The sequence below is a fragment of the Proteus hauseri genome, assembly GCF_004116975.1.
GTDB lineage: Bacteria > Pseudomonadota > Gammaproteobacteria > Enterobacterales > Enterobacteriaceae > Proteus > Proteus hauseri.
Genome location: NZ_CP026364.1, coordinates 1802515 through 1826087, shown reverse-complemented (window position 1 = coordinate 1826087; position 23573 = coordinate 1802515). Strand labels below are relative to the sequence as shown.

Sequence of the window (23573 nt, the reverse complement as noted above, 5' to 3'; positions counted from 1 at the left end):
TGAATATTAACCCATCCCGTTGTAAGGGCTTCACAATACTATAATCATCAGCTTTTATTAATGATGTAGCATTTCATGCACAATATCGTCCCCTTTCATTGAATAAGGGTAATAGGTTGGCCAATTAGTTAGCTCTTTAAGTAATTCATCTTGTGAGATATTCCCCATATAAAGATGAAAATGTTCTGCTTTTTCAGGCGCAATAATATGGTCGCTAAATTGAATAAACTTAGGTGCTTGGCTTTTCGAGTCATCACATCTAAAGAGATAACGCACCCCTTTTTTACCTGATGTATAATTTAAAATACGATAACCATCATAATGATATTCACAACTTGCGACATTTTCACCTCGATGAAACTCAATGATGTTATTTTCAATACCAATCATATCTACATCTGATTTATAACCTTGTGCATAATAAGCACGATACTCTTCTACAGTTTTATCCTTTTTAGCTTCGGCTTTAGCTTGTAAAACAACATCTAGTTCGCCACTACGTAGATAAGGCTCAACAGATTGCCATACACCTTCCCAGTCACTTAATTGGCGATCAAGAACATCCTTGTCCTCAAAAATTCCATTAGCAGCATCACGTTGAGCTTGAGTTTGTTGCTTTTCATGATGATGTCCATGAGCCAACACCGACATTGTTGAACCCAGTAATCCCATAATGAATACACAAGAAAGAAATGGTTTTTGCATCATCTCACCCCTGAACGGCTTTAAAACGAGGATTAGATTTACAAATGACATAAATACGACCACGGCGGCGTACTACTTTGCAATCTGGATGACGCTGCTTAGCACTTCTTAGTGAACTTAATACCTGCATGTTTTTCTCTGCTCTAATTAATTAATAAAACGACCAAAACGCTTGTTAAAGCGAGCCAAATTACCCTCTTGAGAATGTGTTTTTTGTTTTCCGGTATAAAACGGATGTGATTGAGAAGAGACATCAAGAGTAATGTAAGGGTAAGTTTGCCCTTCATATTCAATCGTTTTTTCCGTTTTAATCGTTGAGCCTACTTTAAAATAAGCGTCAGCGCTTGTGTCATGAAAGATGACAGTACGATATTGTGGATGGATACCTGATTTCATTATCAATCTCCCTTATATCTTATGTGATGTTATAATATAACAATATGGAATTGCGATAATGTAGCGTTTTTTTATTTTGATGACTAGTTTTTTTGAAGAAATTTTTATATCTCATCTCTAGGATGATCTTTTTTGATGTTATTTTTTAGCGATGATCTGCTTTTTCTGTCTTATTTTTATCCATCTTGTTTATTTTCCACTAAAGTTATATTAAGAGGACGAAATGAATAGGACATATTATGGCTAATTGGCTCGATAAAATTTTTGGTAACTCATCTGTGCCAATTGCGTTTACTCTCGATTTTCCTGAGATCTCCTCATCATTAGTTCCTTCGCTTTTCTCGCGTTTACAACCTTATGAAATAGGCGATTCACCATTGCCCGATGCGTTAAATTTATTATCAGAAGCACCAAAAAAGCCTGATAAATACAACGCTTCTGTTACTTTTAGTTGGTCGGCAGGTGCAAGAGAAGGTCTTATTTTGCATCAGCGTATTGGCCGCTCAATAGAACAGTACCCTTCTGATAAGCATTGTGAAGAATTTGCCGATCTGATTTATAACGCAATTAAACAAGCAATTGTTTTACCTGATAAAGATAATCTCTCATTTTTTTATACTATGCTTTGCCAAGATAAATTAGCACCTATCACTTATCTTCCTTTACTCATACTCAAACTAGAACAAGACAATAATATTGATAAAAACGATATTTATTATCAATTATTCTTGTGGATCTTAACTAAAAGCCCAGATCAAAATCCGGTTAAAATTGCCCTTGCATTACTAAGTCATTTTTCTGATAGCCTTTCTCAACGCCTATTAATGCTTTTTATGCTACATCCTGAATTTACGCTTTATTCCATTATCTCACTGAAAAAGCGTCTTTCTTATGAAGAATTTCACCCATTTTTATCACCTATTGGGCAACGTACAAAAGGATGGGGAAGAATTCAATATATCGAGCATTTACCTCAAACTCTTACTATTGAACATTGTTACTGGATACTAACTCAAGGCTATAAAAACAATGTGATGACAGAATATGTCGCTTATGATTGCGCAGTAAAAGGGACAATGTTAGCAATGCTCAACACACAACCTTTAAATACAGCATTACTATTAGGTTGTAGTGATATTTTGCGTGCCTTACTAAATGGTGGGCCGGCAAAAGATATTTATGATTACCAGCAAGGTGCAGAAACATGTAAAGTCTTTATTTCACAAGTCAATGCTATGCCAGCAAAAGAATTAAAACTGCTTTATTGTGTCTGTGAAATAACTGATTTTGTACAAAATAGTGGTGAAGACTGGATATTGTTAGAAACATTAGGGTGGAATGATCGTTGCCAACAACAAATTATGACATTGTCACAACAGGTTATTCAAAAGTCAGAATGGGCGAGCCTGATTATTGGCGCATTACAAAGCACTTCGCGTCATCAAAATTATCAAGCAAGTCTTGTCGCAAAATCCCTACGCCTTGATATCTGGGAGCTTCTCTTTTCATTACAAAAAGATAAACCTAATTCAGATTGGTGGTATCAATTAATGCAGACAGACTCTTCTCATAAAATAGAACGAGTAGTCAAACTTGCAGAGCAACAAATTGATTTAACAGCATTAAACAGCAGAGATGATCCATTAATAACACCTCCCCCTGAATATAAACTCCATCATGCCGTTGAATATATAATGCAAGATCTTGGTGGTTTTCCTGGTATAGGTTGGTCGTTGATAAAAAGACAGTTACGCAGTTCAACATTACGTGACAGAAATATGGCTCTTAACGCGCTTTCCTCTTGGTCTGAAGCGTTATTGCCTCGTGATTTCTATAGTGAATTGAGTAATGCATTAACCATAGAAACCAATAACGATACCTATCAGCGTATTAAGCAATTTTTAGTTCATTATCAGGATGGTAAATAATATAGTCAGTCAAAAATGGATAGATAATTCTGAAAAGAAATCAGGGAGCGAGTTAGGATCATGGTTCGTGCTAGTATGGCTACAAGAAATAAAACAGAAGTTACAACAAATAATACCAATGTGCAGTCTAGTCATGAGGTGAATATGGGCAAATTCCCTGGTTTACATCGTAAAGCAATACTTGCTATTGCTGCTATTTTGCTGGTCGTATACTTCTTACCGACAAGTGAAGATAACAATTCGACACCTCAAACACCGTCTTTAACACAGGATCTTCCTGTTCCTATTGCTCCTTCAGTGAACGATCTTAACGATCAAACCACATTACCCACAGCTCCAGATAGCTTAAATGAGGATCAAGAGTCAACCAATATTAATATTCCATCCACTAGTGATAACAACACAGCCAATGATGTGACAACTCCACCAACACAGCCATCTGAAGTGCCAACCACTGCTGAACCATGGAAAACCTATACCATTCGAGAAGGACAAACACTGGCCCAATTGTTTAGAGATAACCAACTTCCCGTAAATGATGCGTTTGCGATGGCGAAATCAGAAGATCAACAAAAATCACTTAGCCAACTACGTGCTGGTCAAACAATTCGTTTACAACGTAATCCACAGGGAGATATCAGCATGTTAGAAATAACAAATAGTGCAGGTACAGTGATTACATTTACACGTTTAAGTGATGGTAGTTATTACCGTACACCATAGATATTAATTAGTTAAGTTTACACCAAAAGAAAAACGCCAGCTTAGCTGGCGTTTTTTCTATCAACATCAAACTCAATAATCTAAAGATTATTCAGCAACGATGATGACATTCAGTTCAGCGAATACATCACTGTGAACTTGGAAGTGAACTTCGTGGTCACCAGTAGTACGCAGAACGCCATTTGGTAGGCGAACTTCGCTCTTACACATTTCAACACCAGCTGCAGTTACTGCATCAGCAATGTCACGTGTACCGATAGAACCAAACAGTTTACCTTCGTCACCCGCTTTAGAGCTGATGGTGACTGAACCCAGTGCATTGATTTTCGCTGCACGAGCTTCAGCTGCTGCTAAAGTTTCAGCTAATTTAGCTTCTAACTCAGCACGACGCGCTTCGAAAAACTCGATGTTTTTCTTAGTCGCAGAAACAGCTTTACCTTGTGGGATTAAATAGTTACGAGCATAGCCCGATTTTACGTTAACCTGATCACCCAGGCTACCCAGATTCGCTACTTTATCAAGCAGAATAATTTGCATTACCTTATCCTCTATAAGTCATTAATGGACTATATACCTATTACTGATGACGATCAGTATAAGGTAATAAAGACAGGTAGCGCGCGCGCTTGATAGCACGAGCCAGCTGACGCTGGTATTTTGCGCGAGTACCGGTGATACGGCTAGGTACAATTTTACCACTTTCAGTGATATAGTTTTTCAGCGTAGCGATGTCTTTATAATCGATCTCTTGTACGCCTTCCGCTGTGAAACGGCAGAACTTACGACGACGGAAATAACGTGCCATATGGCTAGTCTCCAGAATCTATCAATTCAATCTGTTCGGCATGAAGCACCAGTTTAAACAATCCATTTCGCGCCTGATGGCTACTAATGAATCCTGAAACGGTGATTGTGCTGCCGACCGTTATACTGTGAGTATCAGCTTGTAACGCTTTCCCGCTGGCAATTATGGGCATTCGACACCATGATTGTCTTTTTAATCCCGCCTCTTCTTGTATCGAACGATGTTCAATAACAAATTGACAATGCGGGATCCCAGCAGGGCTAACTTTTCGTATTAATGCTTTGCACACTGTGCCAGTAAGCACCAATCGATTAGCCGTCACAGCACTAATTACTCTTCAGAATCCTCTGCTACATCATCAACTTCTTCTTCATCGAGGTCATCAGCGATATCACGACGGCGTTCGTCTTTTGCTTTAACCATTGGTGAAGCTTCAGTTACTGCGTGTTTAGTACGCATAATCATGTTGCGGAGAACGGCATCGTTGAAACGGAAAGTAGTTTCCAGTTCATCAATCACTTCCTGCGGAGCTTCAACGTTCATCAGAACGTAGTGTGCTTTATGCAGTTTGTTGATTGGATAAGCCAGTTGGCGACGACCCCAGTCTTCAAGACGGTGGATCTGACCATTTGCATTAGTGATAGCGGTTTTATAACGTTCGATCATACCAGGAACTTGTTCGCTCTGGTCTGGGTGAACCATAAAAACGATTTCGTAATGACGCATTTGATATTGCTCCTTACGGATTTATCAGCCTCCTGTCAGGGTCAGTCACCACCCATGGAGGCAAGGAACTTGTTTAAGTTGTGACTGAAAAAATTGACGCGTAACTATACCCCCGCTGCTAATAAAACTCAAGGGAGTATAGTGAATAAAACGCGCTAAAAATTTATTTCACTGCAATCCGTTGGCGCATGGCTTCAAATAAGCAAACACCTGTCGCGACAGAGACGTTTAATGAAGAAACTGAACCTGCCATTGGAATACTAATTAGCTCATCACAATGCTCGCGAGTTAAACGGCGCATACCTTCACCTTCAGCACCCATCACCAATGCCAAAGGACCTGTCAGTTTACTTTGATATAAGGTGTGATCAGCTTCACCCGCAGTGCCCACAATCCACACATTCTCTTCTTGTAGAAAACGTAATGTACGTGCAAGGTTAGTCACTTTAATTAGAGGTACGCTTTCAGCTGCACCGCATGCCACTTTTTTTGCTGTGGCATTTAATTGTGCAGAACGGTCTTTAGGAACAATTACCGCATGAACACCTGCAGCATCTGCGCTACGTAAACATGCACCTAAATTATGGGGATCTGTTACGCCATCTAATATCAGTAAAAAAGGTGTTTCTACTTTTGCTAATAAATCGGGTAAGTCTTGTTCTTGATACTGACGACCTTGTTTTACTTTAGCAATAATACCTTGGTGTACAGCCCCTTCCGTTTGGCTATCAAGCCACTGACGGTTTGCGATTTGAACTAAAATACCTTGCGCTTCTAGTTCATGAATAACCGGCGTTAAACGGCGATCTTCACGCCCTTTTAATACATAAACTTCTTTGAAACGCGTAGGATCACTCTCTAATAATGCTTTTACAGCATGGATCCCATAAATAATTTCTTCGCTCATAGCGTTTTCTACTCGTAAAAAATAAAAGGCACAATAACAGATAAAAGGCGGAGTACCCGCCTTTTTTATAGATAACAACGCCACTAAATGGCTTACTAAACTTATTCTTTATCGCGTTTAGCCGCTCGTTTAGCTTTTAATTTTGCTTCAATCTTTTTGGTTTGTGATGAAGTCTTTTTGCGCTTACTGCTCGCTTTATCTTTAGCAACTTGGTCTTTTACTGCTTGATCTTTACCAACTGCTTTATCTTTGCCAGCTGTTTTTCCTCTACTGGTAGCTTTTCCTTTATTGCCTGAGGCACCTTTTTTAAATGCGCTATCAGGTTCAAAGTTTTTATCTTTGCTTGTATCACGGCGGCGTGACTTGCTACTGCTGGCATTTTTCTTGTCTTTATCCCCTTTTAACGCACGAGTTCGTGCTGTTTTTCCAGGGTTACGCGCGGTACGAGTTGTTGAAATTAACGAGAAGTCGATAGTACGTTCATCCATACTTACCGCTTCAACTTTTACTTCAACTTCGTCGCCAAGACGATAGACTTGACCTGATGATTCACCAATTAAGCGCTGACCAACATTATCATATTGATAGTAATCATTATTCAATGTTGATACATGCACAAGACCGTCAATAAACAGATCGTTTAGACGAACAAAGAAACCAAATCCCGTTACGCTGGTGATGATACCTGTAAATTGCTGGCCAATTTGATCCAACATAAAGTCGCATTTCAGCCAATCCGCTACATCGCGAGTCGCTTCATCAGCGCGGCGTTCCGTCAATGAACAATGCTCACCTAGCTGTAACATGGTATCCATATCACTATGGTAGCCACCTGTTGGTGTCCAACGTTGTGACCCATGCCCTTCTTGTTTTGCAATTTGATATTTAATTGCACGGTGTAACGCTAAATCAGGGTAACGACGAATGGGCGAGGTAAAATGTGCATAAGATTTTAGTGCCAAGCCAAAGTGACCACGATTTTCAGGATCATAAATGGCTTGTTTCATCGAACGTAAAATCATGGTTTGTAGCATTTCATGATCAGGACGCTCTTCGACTTCTTTCATAACACGCGCGTAATCAGCGGGTTCTGGCGTTAAACCACCAGGTAATGTTAAGCCTAGCTCGCTAAAGACAGAGCGTAGATTCATTACACTCTCTTCTTTTGGCTTATCATGAATACGATAAAGCGCAGGCTCTTCATTTTTTTCAACAAAACGCGCAGCCGCAATATTGGCGAGGATCATGCACTCTTCAATTAATTTATGTGCATCATTACGAACAACTGGCTCAATACGTTCAATACGACGTTCAGCATTGAAGATAAATTTCGCTTCTTCAGATTCAAAGCCTATCGCACCACGCTGTTGGCGTGCGATATCTAATGCCTGATATAACTCATACAGATGCTCAATATCTTGTACGATAGGTTTATAGTGTTCACGTAACTCTTCATCACCTTGAAGGATTTTCCACACTTTGGTGTAGGTCATGCGAGCATGCGAGCTCATCACCGCTTCATAGAATTTATAAGAAGATAAACGCCCTTGCTCAGAAATCGTCATCTCACAAACCATACAGAGACGGTCCACTTGTGGATTGAGTGAACACAGACCGTTAGAAAGAACTTCTGGCAGCATCGGGACGACTTGAGAAGGGAAATAAACAGAGTTTCCTCGGCTACGCGCTTCGGTATCTAACGCTGTTTGCGGACGAACATAATAGCTCACATCTGCAATGGCAACCCATAAACGCCAGCCGCCACCTTTTTTGCGTTCACAATAAACCGCATCATCGAAATCGCGGGCATCTTCACCATCAATAGTAATTAATGGCAACTTACGTAAATCGACACGACCTACTTTGGCCGATTCAGGTACTTCTTCTTTTAAATCAGCAATTTCTTTTGTTACGTGTGCAGGCCAAGTATACGGTATTTCATGGGTACGCAGGGCAATTTCTACCGCAATACCCGTTCCCATTGTTTCGCCTAAAATTTCAACTATACGCCCCACGGCCTGAGTGCGACGAGTTGGTCTTGTTGTAACTTCAACAACGACCACATTACCCATGCGCGCGCCCATGATATCTTCTTTAGGAATAAGAATATCAAAGCTTAAACGGCTATCATCAGGCACAACAAATCCCATACCTGACTCAATAAAATATCGACCTACAATTTGGTTGTTTCTTGGCTCAATAACACGAACTACACGACCTTCACGACGACCTTTTCTATCCATACCCAAAGGTTGAGCAAGAATAACATCACCGTGCATGGTTTTTTTCATTTCATCTTGTGAAAGATAAAGATCATCTTTTTGACCTTCGGCACGTAAAAAACCATATCCATCACGATGACCAATTACTTTGCCTTTCCAAAGATCAAGGCGCTCTGGTAAGGCGTAACATTGACGTCGAGTAAAGACTAACTGACCATCACGCTCCATTGCTCTAAGACGACGACGTAAGGCTTCAAGATCTTCTTCGCCTGAAAGTTTCAACGCCTGAGCCAAGTCATCACGACTCATTGGCGCAGTACGTTTCTTCATTTCTTCTAAAATATATTCGCGACTTGCAATTGGAGAGGCGTATTTTTCTGCTTCTCTATCCTGAAAAGGATCTTTTGACATCATGACCTCCGAGCTATCAGAATCGATGAAATAGTTGACTCAAACATCTTCTAATAACAATTTATATAGTGGGCTGTTATTTTCAACTAACTCAGCCAATGTGTGACGATCCAACTCTTTCAAAAATTGTTCAATTGCCTGATTTAATACCAATTTTAATCGACAAGCAGGGGTAATATGGCAAAACTCAGCACTACAGTTAACTAATGAAAGAGGCTCTAAAGCACGAACAACATCACCAACAATAATTTGCGATGCAGGTTTCCCTAAACGGATCCCACCATTTTTTCCACGTATCGCATCGACAAAACCAAGATGGCTCAGTTGATTGATAATTTTGACCATATGATTACGTGAGACACCATAGACCTGCGTCACTTCAGTGATGCTTGTCATTTTGCCTTCAGGCAATGAAGCCATATATATCAATGCCCTCAATCCATAATCTGTAAAACTGGTTAATTGCACAATGACCTCTGAAAAGTAGGTTTCCCTATTAAATATATTAAGGGATAAATAATTAATAATGAGAATATCATTTTATTAAGCAATATTATGTTTAATGTTTGGGCATTTAGCAAAGATATACTCAAAAGTGAGCAATTCCTCACTCTCACGAAGTTATTAATAAAATAATAGCGATATCACAGACAAAGAAAAAGCGATACTGCCGTTTTTTCAACAGATCGCTTCTCTTTATGACTTATCAAACAATAATAACGTTGTATTTTTATCTTTTGCCAAAGGCAATAAAACAGAACCGAGTGTAAACCATTTTATTGCACCTATTATTGGCATTTTTTGAACAAACTACTGACTAACAGATATGAAAAAATCGCCCCTGTCATTTTCAGGGACGATTTTCGCATCAAACCATTAATACAAATTATGCATCAAATGGATGACGGAGAATAATTGTTTCTGAACGATCTGGGCCTGTAGAAACGATATCAACAGGTACACCGGTTAACTCTTCAACACGTTTGATGTAGTTCAATGCTGCTTGTGGTAACAGTGCTCTATCTTTCACACCGAAGGTCACTTCGTTCCAACCAGGCATTGATTCATAGATAGGCTCGATACCTTCCCAATCATCAGCAGCTAAAGGTGTTGTTTCAATCACTTCACCATTCGGTAAACGGTAACCTACACACACTTTCACTTCTTTCAGACCATCTAAAACATCAAGTTTGGTCATGCAAAAGCCAGATAGTGAGTTGATTTGAACAGCGCGACGGATAGCAATAATATCTAACCAACCAGTACGACGGCTACGGCCTGTAGTAGCACCAAATTCTTGGCCTTTTTCACGTAGAAAATCACCTGTTTCGTCGAACAATTCAGTTGGGAATGGACCCGCACCAACACGTGTAGAATAAGCTTTGATGATACCCAAAACATAACCAACGTAACGAGGACCTAAGCCAGAACCTGTCGCAACACCACCTGCAGTTGTGTTAGAAGAGGTTACATATGGATAAGTACCGTGGTCGATATCTAATAAAGTGCCTTGTGCACCTTCAAACATCACCAGTTCGTTATTTTGAGTTGCTTTATAAAGTAAATCAGAAACATCAACAACCATACCGGTCAGGATATCTGCTATCGCCATGATATCGTCTAAGGTTTTTTGATAATCTACTGGCTCAACTTTGTAGTAGTTCACCAACTGGAAGTTATGGTATTCAATGATTTCTTTCAGTTTTTGTGCGAATGCTTTTTTATCGAATAGATCGCCAACGCGTAATCCACGACGAGCCACTTTATCTTCGTAAGCAGGACCAATACCACGACCTGTTGTACCGATAGCTTTCTCGCCACGTGCTTTTTCACGCGCGTTATCTAATGCGATATGATAAGGAAGAATTAGCGGACAGGCTTCAGACAGAAGTAAACGCTCGCGAACAGGAATACCACGCGCTTCAAGCTGAGTCATTTCCTTCATCAGGGCTTCTGGCGATAAAACGACACCGTTTGCTATGATACTAATCACATTTTCACGGAGAATGCCTGATGGGATTAAATGGAGAACGGTTTTTTCACCGTCTATGACTAGAGTGTGACCTGCGTTATGGCCACCTTGATAGCGAACAACATATTTAGCGCGTTCTGTTAGCAAGTCAACAATCTTGCCCTTGCCTTCGTCACCCCACTGGGTGCCCAATACGACAACGTTATTACTCATTTCAAAATACACTCGGTTGCTTAAAAAAGGATTCTACCATCTCAGTTCAAGAGTTACAGTAGATTTTATCTAATTATGCCATCACCGCTTTTAAGCAATAGAAAATCTTGCCATAGTCAATATTTTCGCCCTAAAAACCCACAATATAAGATAGTTGTGATTTTTATCGACAGTTCTGAATGTAAAACCAGAAAGCAGAGTGGCATAAAAGTGAAAATGGCTCAGAAGACGCCTCGGAATAGTCGAAGGATTATCTTGAAATGCAATTTTCGCTTTATACTATCTCAGCTAAAGACAATTTGGAAATCATTGTGAGTAATTTTTCAGCTTAATCGTCATATTTAGATTTCTTTCACCTATTTTTATGTACTATCTCCATGATAATAAACTAAAAAAAATCCTCTGTTTTTTATCACAGAGGATTTTATTATTTTTTCAGCTTAAAATAACGAATACTTAATCGTCAATCATCGCTCTCGCTTTAGTTGGTGCTTTCATATAGCGTAAGAAATCGCTATCTGGGCTTAACACCATGACGTCATTGCCGTCTTTATTAAAGCTATTTTCGTAAGCACGTAAGCTACGAATGAATGCATAGAAATCAGGATCTTGGTTGAACGCATCAGCAAACAATTTAGTTGCTTGTGCATCACCTTCACCACGAAGACGCAGAGATTCACGCTCAGATTCAGCTAAAGTTTCAGTTACTGTTTTATCCGCTGCTGCGCGGATCTTCACAGCTTGTTCCTGACCTTGTGAACGGTGACGACGAGCTACGGCTTCACGTTCTGCACGCATACGTTGGTAAATTGCTTCAGATACTTCCATTGGCAGGTTGATTTGCTTGATACGAACATCAATCACTTCAATCCCTAATGCCGCCATACTATTCATATTGATAGCTGGAGCTTGCCCTTTAGTTTCTTCTGCTACTTTTTTCGCAGCAATAGCAATTGCATCATCTGCAGCGCTTGTATCTCGAGATGGTGTACCTTCATTCAGTGCATTACGCACATCAATGGTTAAACGACCACGTGAGTCAGTAATAATTTGGTTGACACTCATACGACCAATTTCAGAACGTAAACGGTCACTGAATTTACGACGAAGCAATATTTCTGCTTGCGTTGTATTACCACCACCTGTCGCCAGATAGTAAGTACTGAAATCACTGATACGCCATTTCAAGTAAGAATCAACCAATAAGTCTTTATTCTCACCTGATAAGAAACGGTCTTGCTGAATATTCATTGTTTGAATACGCGCATCGAGTTTCTTAACATTCTCAATAAATGGTATTTTGAAGTGAAGACCTGGTTCATACACAACCGGTTTATTTTCACCATCACGAACAACTTTTGCGAAGCGTAAAATAATGCCACGCTCATATTGTTGAACGACAAATACTGAAGAGTACAGTAACGCTAAAATAATAACTGCAACAACAGCGATAACTTTACGCATGATTATTGTCCTCCTTGATTAGAGCTATAAGGCTGACCATAACCGCCATAATTATTATTGTTGCTATTATTACCATACCCACCATTACCATAACCGGTTGCAGGTTTTTGAGCAGGTGCCGTGTTTGAATTAGGCGTTGGTGCTGGCATACGAGCAGGCGCTTCCATCGTACTATTTGACGATGTTGACGACTGTGGCTGCTGGCGTAACATCTGCTCTAAAGGTAGTACTAACATACTGTTACCTTTATCATTAGCAATAACTTTACGTGTTTTCGAAAGCACTTTTTCCATGGTTTCAATGTAAAGACGCTCACGAGTAATCTCCGGTGCAGCACGATACTCAGGTAAGATTTTGGCGAAACTCGCCACCTCACCTTCTGCTCTCATTACCACACTGGTTTTATAAGCAGTTGCTTCTTCAATCATACGCTGTGCGTTACCTTTAGCTAAAGGTAAAACTTCGTTCTTGTAAGCCTCAGCTTGACGAATGGTTTTTTGCTCTTCCTCACGGGCGGCAATTACATCATCAAATGCAGCTTTTACAGCTTCTGGTGGGCGAGCAACTTGGAAGTTGACGTCCACAATAGAGATACCCATGTTATACGGTCGGATAGTCTCTTCTAATTCTTGACGCGTTTGGTCACGAATTTCTGAACGATTAGAAGTCAGAATTTTTTCCATTTCTGAACGACCAATAACACCACGAACAGCACTGTCAGTTGCCTGACCTAAACTGTTAATTGGTGTTGTTAGGTTAAATAGAAATGTTTCTGGATCTGAGACAACATACTGCACGTTTATCTCAACTTGAACCATGTTTTCATCCGACGTCAACATCATACCACCCGTGGTTAAATCACGAATAGTTTTCACGTTGACAGGCTGAACTTCATCAACAAAAGTCGGTTTCCAGTTCAAACCAGGTTCGACGATTTGATAAAATTTACCGAAACGAGTGACAACACCTTGTTCAGCTTCTTTAATGGTATAAAAACCACTGGCAGCCCAAACAACGATAACCGCACCTAATGCAAGAGAAACCAGCAGATTCCCAGCATTACTACGAGGCCCGCCATTTTGTCCTGAAGAGGAATTACCCCCTTTTTTACCGCCGAAACCGCCAAGCTTTTCACTCAGTTTACGAAACATATCATCGAGATCTGATGCCCCGCGATTCCGACCTCCTTGATTGCCGTTGGAGTTACCATCGCCGTTATTATTACCGCCGTTCCGGTTACCCCACGGGTCGCGGTCTTGTCCGTTGTTACCGGGCTGATTCCACGCCATGTTCTAGCTCCATTATTATGATTAGATTTATCAGGCTTAAGAGCCGATTTCGTCGCCAGCTCTCAGTTTATGTTCTTTATTATGGCCGTTATCAGACCACGTAATCCAATAAATTTGGTTCCTGCTTGCAAAGGCGGAGCCAGTCTACCATAGGCATACGTATGATAAGTCCGACTTTACCGTCTTTTTCAATCCACTCTCGCTCTATTGATTGCGATTGATAAAAACGGCTACGTAAGCGCCCTGCGTCTCCATCTTCTGGCGGTAAACGTAATTCAACGTGTGCGATCTCACCTGAAAGACGCTCTGTCAACGCTTGGTATAACAGAGGAATACCTTCACCTGTTTGTGCAGAAACCCAAACCCTAACAGGTAGATTATCTTCATTTCGATCAATTCTTGGAGTGAAGTCTTCAAGAAGATCAACTTTGTTCATAACATGCAGTGTCGGTATTTCTTGAGCATCAATCTCTTCTAATACACTTTCTACTGCATGAATATTATCTTCAAAACGGCTATCCGCTGCATCAATAACATGAAGAAGTAAGGTTGCTTCTCGTGTTTCTTGCAATGTCGCTTTAAACGCAGCAACAAGATCATGAGGCAAATGTCGGATAAAACCAACAGTATCCGCTAAAACAACTGTACCCACATCATCAACTTTAATACGCCTTAATGTTGGATCTAGCGTTGCAAATAACTGATCTGCAGCATACACATCTGAACAGGTAAGGTAGTTAAATAAACTCGATTTTCCTGCGTTTGTGTAGCCAACGAGAGATAATGTTGGAATATCAGCTTTACTTCGCGCTTGTCGTCCTTGTTCACGCTGACGTTCAACTTTACCCAGTCGCATAAGAATTTGACTAATTTTACCTCTGAGTAAGCGTCGGTCTGTTTCTAGCTGAGTCTCACCTGGGCCACGCAATCCAATCCCCCCTTTTTGTCTTTCTAGGTGTGTCCACCCTCGGACTAAACGAGTTGATAAATGGCGTAACTGAGCGAGTTCAACCTGTAGTTTACCTTCATGTGTTCTTGCTCGTTGAGCAAAAATATCAAGGATAACTCCCGTGCGATCTACCACACGGCATTCACAAAGTCTTTCCAGATTTCGTTCTTGTGCAGGTGTGAGTGCATGGTTAAAAAGCACAACATCAGCACCACTTGCTTTTACAGCCTCAGCAATCTCCTCAGCTTTTCCTTCACCCACATAATACTTGGGATGAGGTGCCTTACGATTCCCTGTAATAATTTGAACTGGTTTTACACCCGCAGATGTCACCAGTGATTCAAACTCTTGCAAATCATCAACGTCTTTTTCCTGAGAAAAAAAGACGTGCACTAAAACGGCTAACTCGCCACCTTCATAACGATCAAACAAAGGCGAAACCTCTTGGACTTTATAAAGACAGGAAAAAACATAGGTAAAGTCTCCCTACCTATGTTTTTATTATTTAAAGAATAATAAGTGATAATTATTCTGCAACATCATCCTGCTGAGTCGTGCTACCGCCATTATAGCCAGTACCTGTTTGGTTCGTGCCTGTGTTGCTATGATGAGAAACAGGACGAGAAGGTACCACGGTAGAGATAGCATGTTTATATACCATCTGACTTACTGTGTTTTTCAGCAAAATAACAAATTGGTCAAAAGATTCGATCTGACCTTGCAATTTAATGCCGTTTACCAAATAGATAGAAACGGGAACCCTTTCACGACGTAATGCGTTCAAGAAAGGATCTTGCAAAGATTGCCCCTTAGCCATTCTATGTTTTCCTTATTTTGTTGTTTTATACTAGAACCCAATTGGTCCGAAAAATGAACTACTCAAAAATTGCGCTTTGGCAACTATCAATTTTACACAAACCTACCATCTATGCACTAATAACCTGCAAAACAGTATTAAGAGAAAGGTCAGGATCTTCACTATCAAGCCAATGAATATCTTTCCAACCTCTTAACCAAGTGATTTGTCGCTTTGCTAATTGCCGGGTAGCGCAGATCCCTCGATAAACCATCTCATCATAATCGATTTCACCAGATAAATATGACCACATCTGGCGATAGCCGACACAACGTACAGAAGGTAAATCTTCATGCAGATCACCCCGCTCATATAATGTTTTTACTTCATCTTCAAATCCACAAGTCAGCATTTGCTTAAAACGAGTTTCAATACGTTGATGAAGTACATTTCTGTCTTTCGGAGCTATCGCAAACTGATAAACCGTATAAGGCAATGATTCGCCCGATATTTTTGTTAATTCAGTCATTGTTTTACCTGATATCAGGTAAACTTCAAGCGCACGCGATAATCGTTGAGGATCATTAGGATGGATCCGCTGTGCAGCGACAGGATCAACCAAAGATAACTCTCTATGAATCGCTTCCCAACCCTGTTCCATTGCTTTTTTTTCTATTTCAGCACGAATTTCAGGGTCTGCGCTGGGTAAAGGTGATAAGCCTTCAAGTAACGCTTTAAAATATAGCATAGTCCCGCCCACTAATAGTGGAATTCTCCCAGCAGAACTAATTTCATTCATTGCTTTTAATGCATCACGACGAAAATCAGCAGCTGAATAGGGTAATGCAGGATCTAAAATATCAATCAATCGATGTGGTGCAAGCGATTGCTCTGTAGCATCTGGTTTTGCCGTTCCAATATCCATTCCACGATAAATCAGAGCGGAATCAACACTAATAATATCAACAGGTAATTTTTGTCTTAGCGCAATCGCCAGTGCAGTTTTACCAGAAGCAGTAGGCCCCATTAGAAAAATAGCTTTAGGTTTTGTTTGCGTGTTTACTTCGCTCATTATTTAGTGCCGCTACCACAGGTTGTAATTCTATTAATTGTAATAAGTTTTCTGGTGGCTGTCTGACATATTGAGGGCAAAGCCTTTCAATATCAGCCAATAATCCAACTGCTTGAGCTTGCGACCACGGAGCCGACTCATAGATTATTTGTTTAGCAAACCAATGTCCGAGTTGCTGTTTTGTGCATGACTTTTCTGAGGAAAGATAAGTCAGCAATGTTGTCAGCAATACTGGTAAATTTTGCTTACGCAACGGCAACGATACGGCATGTATTGTCGCTTTACCGTGGGATACCTCGATAATAATCCCAAAATCACTAATTAATGCCTGAAACTGATTAAAGGTATTTATTTCTTCTTTATTCAACACCACTTTTAATGGAACCAATAGTGGCTGAGGTTTCAATGTTTCATTTTCAGGCAATAACTGAGCACATTTTAACAGAAAATCTGCTTCTTCCAACGCTAATAGCCCAAGACCTTGAGAAGATTCAATTAACGCATATTTCTGTTGATAAATTGCCAATACTCGCCCAAAAGTATAATCATTTTGCTGTTCAGATACATTGGCAGAACGAGGCACGACAGAAACACGATTTTCTATATCACTAGTAGTATGAACGCTTTCACCTAAATTCAATGGGGTACGCTCAGGAAATAGCGGTATTTTTTCTGTTTTTTCAACCGAACTAGCACTTTCTTGCATCATTTTTTGATAAAGCATGCCCTGAGTTCGCTGATAGCTATCACCAAATTGGCGATTACCACCACCTGAAGGCATCGATTTAGCAGTGTTTTCTCTCTCTTTACTCTGTTTTGACTCATCTAACGATGATAAAACATTTGAGGAAGTGTGATTATTACTTTGATGACTAACAGTGGCTTGGTAAGGCTGAGAAAATACATTTTCTCCTGCCACTTGACGATTTTCAGGAAAACTAGGTGGCGTAATGAGATCAACATCATCATAAGTTGAAAGAGATAAACTATCTTGTGTTGCTTGGCTTAAAACACTCAGTACACCTTGATAGATAAAATCATGCACTAATCGGGATTCATGAAAACGTACTTCGTGTTTCGCAGGATGTACATTCACATCAACTTGATGAGGATCAACCGTTAAATAAAGGACATATGAAGGTTGTTGTTCTCCTTGCAAATAGCCTTCATAAGCTTGGCGAATAGCGTGATTAATTAGCCTATCGCGCATCATTCTGCCATTAACATAACAATACTGAATGTCACTACTGTGTGTAGGTGAAGATGGGTGTTCAATCCAGCCTTTTATTGCTAAATCGCCGTGTTCCCATGACAACTGCATAGATTGCTCAACAAAATTATTACCACAAATAGCACTTAAGCGGCGGGTATACTGATGCTCTTCTTTGGCTGCCCGATATTGACGCATACGTTTACCGTTATGAGTTAAACTTATCGAAACATCAAAACGCGATAATGCGATACGCCGTACTACTTCATCAATATGACCAAATTCTGTTTTTTCAGTGCGCAAAAACTTACGCCTTGCAGGGGTATTATAAAATAAGTCAAGTACCTCGACGGTACTTCCCACTGGATGCGCTGCCGGTTTAACAGTCACAGCCATATCGCGCCCTTCGGCGTAAGCCTGCCAAGCTTCTTCTTGAGAAGCAGTGCGTGAAGTCAACGTAAGGCGAGAAACAGAGCTAATACTGGCTAATGCTTCACCACGAAATCCCATACTAATGATGGCTTCAAGATCATCAAGGCTTGATATTTTGCTTGTTGCATGGCGAGCAAGCGCTAACTTCAAGTCCGCTTGATTAATTCCACATCCATTATCACGGATACGAATAAGCTTAGCGCCGCCTTTATCGATATCAATATCAATCGTTGTTGCACCGGCATCTAGGCTATTTTCCAGCAACTCTTTAACGACAGATGCGGGTCTTTCAACAACCTCCCCAGCAGCTATCTGATTCGCTAACTGAGGAGGCAATAAATTTATTGCCATCACCTTGATTCCATTTTAATTATTTGGTGCATTTTGCAATGGGTGAGCCAGAAAATATTGACGCAACCCGGCATGAATTGCAGCGGCTAGTTTTTCTTGATAAGCATCAGAGGTCAATAATTGCTCTTCAGAAGCGTGGCTAATAAACCCCGTTTCAACCAAAATAGAAGGAATATCGGGTGAACGAAGTACACCTAAGCTTGCGTGTTCAGGTGTTTTTTTATGAAGTGAGCCGACTTTTCTTAATTCTGATAACACCGCAACAGCAACGTCATAGCCAACACGTTGTGAATTACCAAATTGTAAATCCAATACAGTCTGACTTAAATAAGGGTCTGCACCTTCGGCCAAAGCATCGCCAGCACCACCTAACAATTCAGATTGTTTCTCACTTTGTTCAAGCCATTTACCTAATTCACTATTTGCACGACGATTTGAAAGCACCCATACAGAAGCGCCTCTAGCACTATGATTAGGTGCAGAATCTGCATGAATAGAGACCAACATATTTGCCCCTTGTTTACGGGCAACTTCTGAACGTCCAGCGACAGAAATAAAGTAATCACCATTGCGGGTTAATACGGGTTTAAACATTGGGTCATTACGTAAACGTGCTTCTAGTTTTTTAGCCACACTTAAAGTGACATCTTTTTCACGCATCCCTTTTTGCCCGATAGCACCAGGGTCTTGCCCCCCATGCCCAGCATCAATAGCAATAATAATTTGGCGAGAACCCGCAGTAGGTTTAGAAGGTATTGAACGAGGCTCAACTTGAGCTGTTGGCGTTACAGTTTGCACTGTTGTTGGCTTGATAGGCGTCATCGGTGCCATATTCATATTTACGGCAGATGACGATAACACCACCGTGTTTACTGAAGTTTGATTACTTGAGCCTTGGCGTGAATTTAATCCTTTGAGAGTAAGTACTAACTTATAGTTACTCCCCTGAGCACTAATGCTTTCTGTTACCGCAATCGGCTGAGCAAGCTCTAAAACAATACGCTGATATTGACTATCTTGCGATTGACTCGTCCGTATTTTAGTCACTAACTGACTCGCACTTAACGACATAGGCAATCCAGTAATTTTAGAACTCTGCTTAAAATCGATAACTAAACGATCTGGCTTTTTAAGCGAAAAATATTTATAACCCGGCTTCCCATCACTAAAAGTAAATGTGAGGGTTGTTAATGATGCACTATTTTCCACTTTAACTTCTGTTACTGTTGCAGCCTGTGCTGATTGCACAAAGAAAAGCGAAATAAGAAACAACAAAAAGCCAACGAAATAACGCTGACTTTGGCTCACCATAGTGACAAGATTTGACATAATCAATATTCCTTTATACAGACTGAATACGGGATAAAACTGTATTCCCTCTTTGAGAAAGGGCAACAAAACGAGCCGTTCTACCTTCATTTTCATAACTTAAATGAAGTTCTAAATCTGCACTTGGTAAAAAACCTTCGCCTTGAGAAGGCCATTCAATTAAACACAGTGCATCTTGTTCAAAATAGTCACGTATTCCCATAAATTCTAGTTCTTCAGCAGATGCTAGGCGATATAAATCAAAATGATAAACAGGATTTGGTGACAGCATATATGGCTCAACTAGCGTATATGTTGGGCTTTTAACATGTCCTTGGTGACCAAGAGCTTGCAAAAAGCCTCGACTAAAGGTTGTTTTTCCAGCGCCAAGATCACCGTATAAATAGATGATCAACCCAGCATGATCAGCGGCAATAGCAACAGAACGCCCCAGTTCTACTGTTGCAGCTTCATCTTTTAATGTAACAACCCATTCTTTCATATTCATATAATCTACTATTAGGTAATAACGGCTAAAAAAAGCCAGATCTTTGGTTAAAATCAAATACCAAGCTTTTTGTATTCTCTTAAGGTAAATAGCTATCTAAATCAGTGATCAAATAACCATACCATAAATCTATTTATCACGAGGATTTTTCCTAATGCCTCTCTATGATACACTGCGCGCTCTTAGGACTCACCTCTTACCTATTTATTTGGTTTATCATGCCATTACTTGACCTCAATCTCCTCGCTCACAACATCAAATTATGGGGCACTGAACTCGGTTTTCAACAAACGGGAATATGTGATACCGACTTATCTTTAGAAGAACCTCGCTTACAAGCATGGTTAGATAAGCAATATCATGGAGAAATGGCATGGATGGCAAAATATGGAATGACTCGCGCCAGACCTCATGAACTCGTCCCCGGCACTTTGCGCGTAATTAGTGTCAGAATGAATTATCTTCCTACTGATGCCGCTTTTGCACGAACACTTAATAATCCTGAGCAAGGCTATATCAGCCGTTATGCGCTTGGCAGAGATTATCATAAAGTTTTAAGACAACGTCTTAAAAAATTAGGGGAAAAAATTACACAATACTGCCAAGAATATGAATATCAAGATATCGTCAATTTTCGTCCATTTGTTGACTCAGCACCGATTATGGAACGTCCTTTAGCCGTAAAAGCTGGACTCGGTTGGGTTGGTAAACACTCACTAGTGCTCAACAATAAAGCGGGTTCTTGGTTTTTTTTAGGTGAGTTGTTAATTGATTTACCATTGCCTGTCGATTCACCCGTTGAAGAACAATGCGGCAAATGTGTTGCTTGTATGACAACCTGCCCAACAGGTGCCATTGTTGAACCTTATACGATTGATGCTCGCCGCTGTATTTCTTATCTCACTATAGAGCTTGATGGTGCGATCCCTGAAGAGTTTCGCCCTTTAATGGGTAATCGTATTTATGGGTGTGATGATTGCCAACTTATTTGTCCTTGGAATCGTTTTTCATCATTAACTGATGAAGATGATTTTTCTCCTAGGCGAGCACTTCACACGCCTGAATTACTGGATCTTTTCCATTGGACAGAAGAGAAATTTCTTCGTATTACGGAAGGTTCACCCATTCGCAGAATAGGCTATTTACGTTGGCTTAGGAATATTAGTGTGGCGTTAGGAAATGCGCCTTATCAAGATAAAATCATACTTGCTCTACAAGAACGCTTTGGTTTGAGTGAGGTTTTAGATGAACATTTACATTGGGCGATATCACAGCAGACAGCCAAACGTAACGAAAAAGAGATAAAAATACAGACTTCGCAGCAAAAGCGTCTAGTAAGAGCTATAACTAAAGGCTTACCTAGAGATGCTTAATTTTTAATAGATTAAACCAATCTGCAACTATAGATAGTTTCGTCTGTGAATAAAATAAAAACCCCTTGCCTATCAACATGAAGAAAAAATTCAAGCGAACCAAGACACAATTTTTAAAAAAAATAAAATAGAGTTAAATATCAAATAGATATAAACGAACGCAATTTGAGAGTAAAAGCGAATAATATTATCGTTTTATGATAATGCCCTGTGGATAACTCTGTGCAGTAAAAAAATGAAAATGACTTAGAAGCGGTGATTACCAGAATCTGACTGTGGATAATTCAATTTGGGAATATATTAAGAATAGTAGAATATATATCACATTTTTTTAAAGAAAAGCCCTAAAAACACTTTCCTTTGCTCAAAACGTTATTCAACCTGTTCTTAACAGAATAAAGACCTAAAATATAAAAATGTAACTAACAACGAACACTTCCCTGAACAAGGAAAGGCGCACATTCTAGTGCTGTAAAAATAGAAAAGCAAGGAAAGATCGAAGATAGATCACAAAAAAATAGCTTGATCTTACTGAGAGTTACAATATTGATCCTTTCATACCAAAATAGCTAATCCTCTTTTCTAAAACACTAAGTAAAATCCACTAAACAAACACCATACACAGTGTAGTCGATATTTTAAAAAGCGAGAGAAAAAAGAGATTTTTTGATGAATATTTTAAGAATTGAAATTTGATAAAAGTAGAAGAGGAAAAATTTGGAGCGGGAAACGAGACTCGAACTCGCGACCCCAACCTTGGCAAGGTTGTGCTCTACCAACTGAGCTATTCCCGCATATTTGGTAAGGCTTAGATAATTATCAAAGAAAAATTTGGAGCGGGAAACGAGACTCGAACTCGCGACCCCAACCTTGGCAAGGTTGTGCTCTACCAACTGAGCTATTCCCGCGTCGCATAATACTGATAACTATCAAAGAAAGATTGGAGCGGGAAACGAGACTCGAACTCGCGACCCCAACCTTGGCAAGGTTGTGCTCTACCAACTGAGCTATTCCCGCATCTTTCTTACACCCGTACTAACGAAATTCTTCATCGGTACGGGAAGCGCATTATACGAGAAAAATGATTAACCGCAAGCCCTTATCACCAAAAAAATACGTTTTTTTGATTACATGCTGATAAAATCAGCATAATGCTGCAAGAACAATCATCAATGCTTATTTTTTATTCTTTAATAAAAGTTTTACGATAATACGCAAGTTCAGCAATGGATTCACGAATATCATCTAAAGCTTGATGCGTATTTTTCTTAGTAAAACCCGCTAAAACTTCTGGTTTCCAGCGACGAGCCAATTCTTTTAACGTACTCACATCAAGATAACGATAATGGAAGTATTGCTCTAACTCTGGCATATAACGGAAAAGAAAGCGCCGGTCTTGCCCCACACTATTACCACAAATAGGTGATACCCCTTGCGGTACCCACTTTTCTAAAAATTCGATAGTGGCTTTTTGTGCGGCTGCATCATCATATTCACTCGCTTTTACACGCTCAACTAAACCGCTACCTGTATGAGTACGTGTATTCCAATCATCCATTAATTCCAACTGTTCATTTGATTGATGTACAGCAATAACAGGGCCTTCTGCTAAAATATTAAGTTGAGGATCTGTCACGATAGTGGCAATTTCAATAATACGATCACGTTCAGGATCAAGCCCAGTCATTTCCAGATCTATCCAGATAAGATTGTTCTCGCTTTTTGACATAATATTTCCTAGCTGTTTCTAAGAGTGAGACATGATATTTTAACGCTATCATAACGCGTTTACTCAATAAGCACGACTGAAGAA

At 40.0% G+C, this 23573-nt stretch carries 23 protein-coding genes and 3 tRNA genes; 3 read left to right on the top strand and 23 right to left on the bottom strand.

From position 1 onward, the window contains the following. Positions 1 to 57 precede the first annotated feature (57 nt). From zinT to PH4a_RS08355, 3 genes are read right to left on the bottom strand one after another with little or no spacing between them, the layout of a single operon-like run. Positions 58 to 705: a metal-binding protein ZinT gene (zinT, locus tag PH4a_RS08365; protein ID WP_129041854.1), complete on the bottom strand. Its 648-nt coding sequence runs from the start codon at positions 703 to 705 to the stop codon at positions 58 to 60. Positions 706 to 709: 4 nt separating this feature from the next. After that, positions 710 to 835, bottom strand: coding sequence for a type B 50S ribosomal protein L36 (gene ykgO, locus PH4a_RS08360; RefSeq protein WP_064718603.1), 126 nt, complete (start codon positions 833 to 835; stop codon positions 710 to 712). Between the two features lie 17 nt (positions 836 to 852). Then, complete coding sequence (locus PH4a_RS08355) at positions 853 to 1101, bottom strand: type B 50S ribosomal protein L31 (RefSeq protein ID WP_129039115.1); 249 nt, start codon at positions 1099 to 1101, stop codon at positions 853 to 855. A gap of 239 nt (positions 1102 to 1340) precedes the next feature. Between PH4a_RS08355 and PH4a_RS08350 the strand changes: the two genes are divergently transcribed. After that, positions 1341 to 3029, top strand: coding sequence for a hypothetical protein (locus PH4a_RS08350; RefSeq protein WP_129039113.1), 1689 nt, complete (start codon positions 1341 to 1343; stop codon positions 3027 to 3029). 60 nt (positions 3030 to 3089) lie between these two features. After that, entirely contained in the window at positions 3090 to 3752 is a 663-nt protein-coding gene (locus PH4a_RS08345) for a LysM-like peptidoglycan-binding domain-containing protein (RefSeq protein WP_129039111.1), read from the top strand. Positions 3753 to 3839: 87 nt separating this feature from the next. On the opposite strand, the gene rplI is transcribed toward PH4a_RS08345, so the two are convergent. The 16 genes from rplI to tsaE all read right to left on the bottom strand — a co-directional run bounded on the left by rplI (position 3840) and on the right by tsaE (position 20381). Further along, the gene (rplI, locus tag PH4a_RS08340; protein ID WP_023583606.1) at positions 3840 to 4289 is read right to left on the bottom strand and encodes a 50S ribosomal protein L9; all 450 of its coding nucleotides are present in this window, start codon (positions 4287 to 4289) and stop codon (positions 3840 to 3842) included. Positions 4290 to 4329: 40 nt separating this feature from the next. Then, complete coding sequence (gene rpsR, locus PH4a_RS08335) at positions 4330 to 4557, bottom strand: 30S ribosomal protein S18 (protein ID WP_000135199.1); 228 nt, start codon at positions 4555 to 4557, stop codon at positions 4330 to 4332. 4 nt (positions 4558 to 4561) lie between these two features. After that, complete coding sequence (gene priB, locus PH4a_RS08330; RefSeq protein WP_064718599.1) at positions 4562 to 4879, bottom strand: primosomal replication protein N; 318 nt, start codon at positions 4877 to 4879, stop codon at positions 4562 to 4564. 8 nt (positions 4880 to 4887) lie between these two features. Continuing rightward, positions 4888 to 5283, bottom strand: a complete 396-nt coding sequence (gene rpsF / locus PH4a_RS08325) for a 30S ribosomal protein S6 (protein ID WP_064718598.1) — start codon at positions 5281 to 5283, stop codon at positions 4888 to 4890. A gap of 163 nt (positions 5284 to 5446) precedes the next feature. After that, positions 5447 to 6190 (bottom strand): 23S rRNA (guanosine(2251)-2'-O)-methyltransferase RlmB, encoded by a 744-nt coding sequence (gene rlmB, locus PH4a_RS08320; RefSeq protein WP_064718597.1) that lies wholly within the window; start codon positions 6188 to 6190, stop codon positions 5447 to 5449. A gap of 101 nt (positions 6191 to 6291) precedes the next feature. After that, a complete protein-coding gene (rnr, locus tag PH4a_RS08315) occupies positions 6292 to 8823 on the bottom strand; it encodes a ribonuclease R (RefSeq protein ID WP_129041852.1) in 2532 nt (843 codons plus the stop codon). Positions 8824 to 8862: 39 nt separating this feature from the next. Beyond that, on the bottom strand, positions 8863 to 9291 hold the full coding sequence (gene nsrR / locus PH4a_RS08310) for a nitric oxide-sensing transcriptional repressor NsrR (protein WP_064718595.1): 429 nt from the start codon (positions 9289 to 9291) through the stop codon (positions 8863 to 8865). Between the two features lie 418 nt (positions 9292 to 9709). Next, positions 9710 to 11008, bottom strand: a complete 1299-nt coding sequence (locus PH4a_RS08305) for an adenylosuccinate synthase (protein ID WP_064718750.1) — start codon at positions 11006 to 11008, stop codon at positions 9710 to 9712. A gap of 456 nt (positions 11009 to 11464) precedes the next feature. Next, positions 11465 to 12472 (bottom strand): protease modulator HflC, encoded by a 1008-nt coding sequence (gene hflC, locus PH4a_RS08300; protein ID WP_129039109.1) that lies wholly within the window; start codon positions 12470 to 12472, stop codon positions 11465 to 11467. Positions 12473 to 12474: 2 nt separating this feature from the next. Beyond that, positions 12475 to 13761 (bottom strand): FtsH protease activity modulator HflK, encoded by a 1287-nt coding sequence (hflK, locus tag PH4a_RS08295; protein ID WP_064718593.1) that lies wholly within the window; start codon positions 13759 to 13761, stop codon positions 12475 to 12477. 91 nt (positions 13762 to 13852) lie between these two features. After that, entirely contained in the window at positions 13853 to 15142 is a 1290-nt protein-coding gene (gene hflX / locus PH4a_RS08290; RefSeq protein ID WP_064718592.1) for a ribosome rescue GTPase HflX, read from the bottom strand. Positions 15143 to 15236: 94 nt separating this feature from the next. Next, positions 15237 to 15527, bottom strand: coding sequence for an RNA chaperone Hfq (hfq, locus tag PH4a_RS08285; protein WP_064718591.1), 291 nt, complete (start codon positions 15525 to 15527; stop codon positions 15237 to 15239). A 109-nt stretch (positions 15528 to 15636) separates the two neighbouring features. Next, positions 15637 to 16578: a tRNA (adenosine(37)-N6)-dimethylallyltransferase MiaA gene (gene miaA / locus PH4a_RS08280; RefSeq protein ID WP_129039107.1), complete on the bottom strand. Its 942-nt coding sequence runs from the start codon at positions 16576 to 16578 to the stop codon at positions 15637 to 15639. Continuing rightward, positions 16547 to 18571: a DNA mismatch repair endonuclease MutL gene (mutL, locus tag PH4a_RS08275; protein WP_129039105.1), complete on the bottom strand. Its 2025-nt coding sequence runs from the start codon at positions 18569 to 18571 to the stop codon at positions 16547 to 16549. The genes miaA and mutL overlap by 32 nt, the downstream gene beginning before the upstream one ends. 15 nt (positions 18572 to 18586) lie before the next feature. Continuing rightward, positions 18587 to 19900 (bottom strand): N-acetylmuramoyl-L-alanine amidase, encoded by a 1314-nt coding sequence (locus PH4a_RS08270; RefSeq protein ID WP_129039103.1) that lies wholly within the window; start codon positions 19898 to 19900, stop codon positions 18587 to 18589. A 13-nt stretch (positions 19901 to 19913) separates the two neighbouring features. Then, positions 19914 to 20381, bottom strand: a complete 468-nt coding sequence (gene tsaE / locus PH4a_RS08265; RefSeq protein ID WP_064718749.1) for a tRNA (adenosine(37)-N6)-threonylcarbamoyltransferase complex ATPase subunit type 1 TsaE — start codon at positions 20379 to 20381, stop codon at positions 19914 to 19916. A gap of 224 nt (positions 20382 to 20605) precedes the next feature. Here tsaE and queG point away from each other — a divergent pair, with 224 nt between their 5' ends. Beyond that, the gene (gene queG / locus PH4a_RS08260; RefSeq protein ID WP_064718587.1) at positions 20606 to 21760 is read left to right on the top strand and encodes a tRNA epoxyqueuosine(34) reductase QueG; all 1155 of its coding nucleotides are present in this window, start codon (positions 20606 to 20608) and stop codon (positions 21758 to 21760) included. 718 nt (positions 21761 to 22478) lie between these two features. Here queG and PH4a_RS08255 read toward each other — a convergent pair. The 4 genes from PH4a_RS08255 to orn form a co-directional block, all read right to left on the bottom strand. After that, a tRNA-Gly gene (locus tag PH4a_RS08255) sits at positions 22479 to 22554 on the bottom strand. A gap of 38 nt (positions 22555 to 22592) precedes the next feature. Beyond that, positions 22593 to 22668: transfer RNA gene (locus PH4a_RS08250), tRNA-Gly, on the bottom strand. A gap of 33 nt (positions 22669 to 22701) precedes the next feature. Further along, positions 22702 to 22777 (bottom strand) — tRNA-Gly (locus PH4a_RS08245). A gap of 166 nt (positions 22778 to 22943) precedes the next feature. After that, a complete protein-coding gene (gene orn / locus PH4a_RS08240) occupies positions 22944 to 23489 on the bottom strand; it encodes an oligoribonuclease (RefSeq protein ID WP_064718586.1) in 546 nt (181 codons plus the stop codon). Positions 23490 to 23573 lie beyond the last annotated feature (84 nt).

Coding starts and splice junctions, on each gene's coding strand:
- zinT (WP_129041854.1), bottom strand. CDS start 705: ATGCAAAAACCATTTCTTTCTTGTGTATTCATTATGGGATTACTGGGT.
- ykgO (WP_064718603.1), bottom strand. CDS start 835: ATGCAGGTATTAAGTTCACTAAGAAGTGCTAAGCAGCGTCATCCAGAT.
- PH4a_RS08355 (WP_129039115.1), bottom strand. CDS start 1,101: ATGAAATCAGGTATCCATCCACAATATCGTACTGTCATCTTTCATGAC.
- PH4a_RS08350 (WP_129039113.1), top strand. CDS start 1,341: ATGGCTAATTGGCTCGATAAAATTTTTGGTAACTCATCTGTGCCAATT.
- PH4a_RS08345 (WP_129039111.1), top strand. CDS start 3,090: ATGGTTCGTGCTAGTATGGCTACAAGAAATAAAACAGAAGTTACAACA.
- rplI (WP_023583606.1), bottom strand. CDS start 4,289: ATGCAAATTATTCTGCTTGATAAAGTAGCGAATCTGGGTAGCCTGGGT.
- rpsR (WP_000135199.1), bottom strand. CDS start 4,557: ATGGCACGTTATTTCCGTCGTCGTAAGTTCTGCCGTTTCACAGCGGAA.
- rpsF (WP_064718598.1), bottom strand. CDS start 5,283: ATGCGTCATTACGAAATCGTTTTTATGGTTCACCCAGACCAGAGCGAA.
- rlmB (WP_064718597.1), bottom strand. CDS start 6,190: ATGAGCGAAGAAATTATTTATGGGATCCATGCTGTAAAAGCATTATTA.
- rnr (WP_129041852.1), bottom strand. CDS start 8,823: ATGTCAAAAGATCCTTTTCAGGATAGAGAAGCAGAAAAATACGCCTCT.
- PH4a_RS08305 (WP_064718750.1), bottom strand. CDS start 11,008: ATGAGTAATAACGTTGTCGTATTGGGCACCCAGTGGGGTGACGAAGGC.
- hflC (WP_129039109.1), bottom strand. CDS start 12,472: ATGCGTAAAGTTATCGCTGTTGTTGCAGTTATTATTTTAGCGTTACTG.
- hflK (WP_064718593.1), bottom strand. CDS start 13,761: ATGGCGTGGAATCAGCCCGGTAACAACGGACAAGACCGCGACCCGTGG.
- hfq (WP_064718591.1), bottom strand. CDS start 15,527: ATGGCTAAGGGGCAATCTTTGCAAGATCCTTTCTTGAACGCATTACGT.
- miaA (WP_129039107.1), bottom strand. CDS start 16,578: ATGAGCGAAGTAAACACGCAAACAAAACCTAAAGCTATTTTTCTAATG.
- mutL (WP_129039105.1), bottom strand. CDS start 18,571: ATGGCAATAAATTTATTGCCTCCTCAGTTAGCGAATCAGATAGCTGCT.
- PH4a_RS08270 (WP_129039103.1), bottom strand. CDS start 19,900: ATGTCAAATCTTGTCACTATGGTGAGCCAAAGTCAGCGTTATTTCGTT.
- tsaE (WP_064718749.1), bottom strand. CDS start 20,381: ATGAAAGAATGGGTTGTTACATTAAAAGATGAAGCTGCAACAGTAGAA.
- queG (WP_064718587.1), top strand. CDS start 20,606: ATGCCATTACTTGACCTCAATCTCCTCGCTCACAACATCAAATTATGG.
- orn (WP_064718586.1), bottom strand. CDS start 23,489: ATGTCAAAAAGCGAGAACAATCTTATCTGGATAGATCTGGAAATGACT.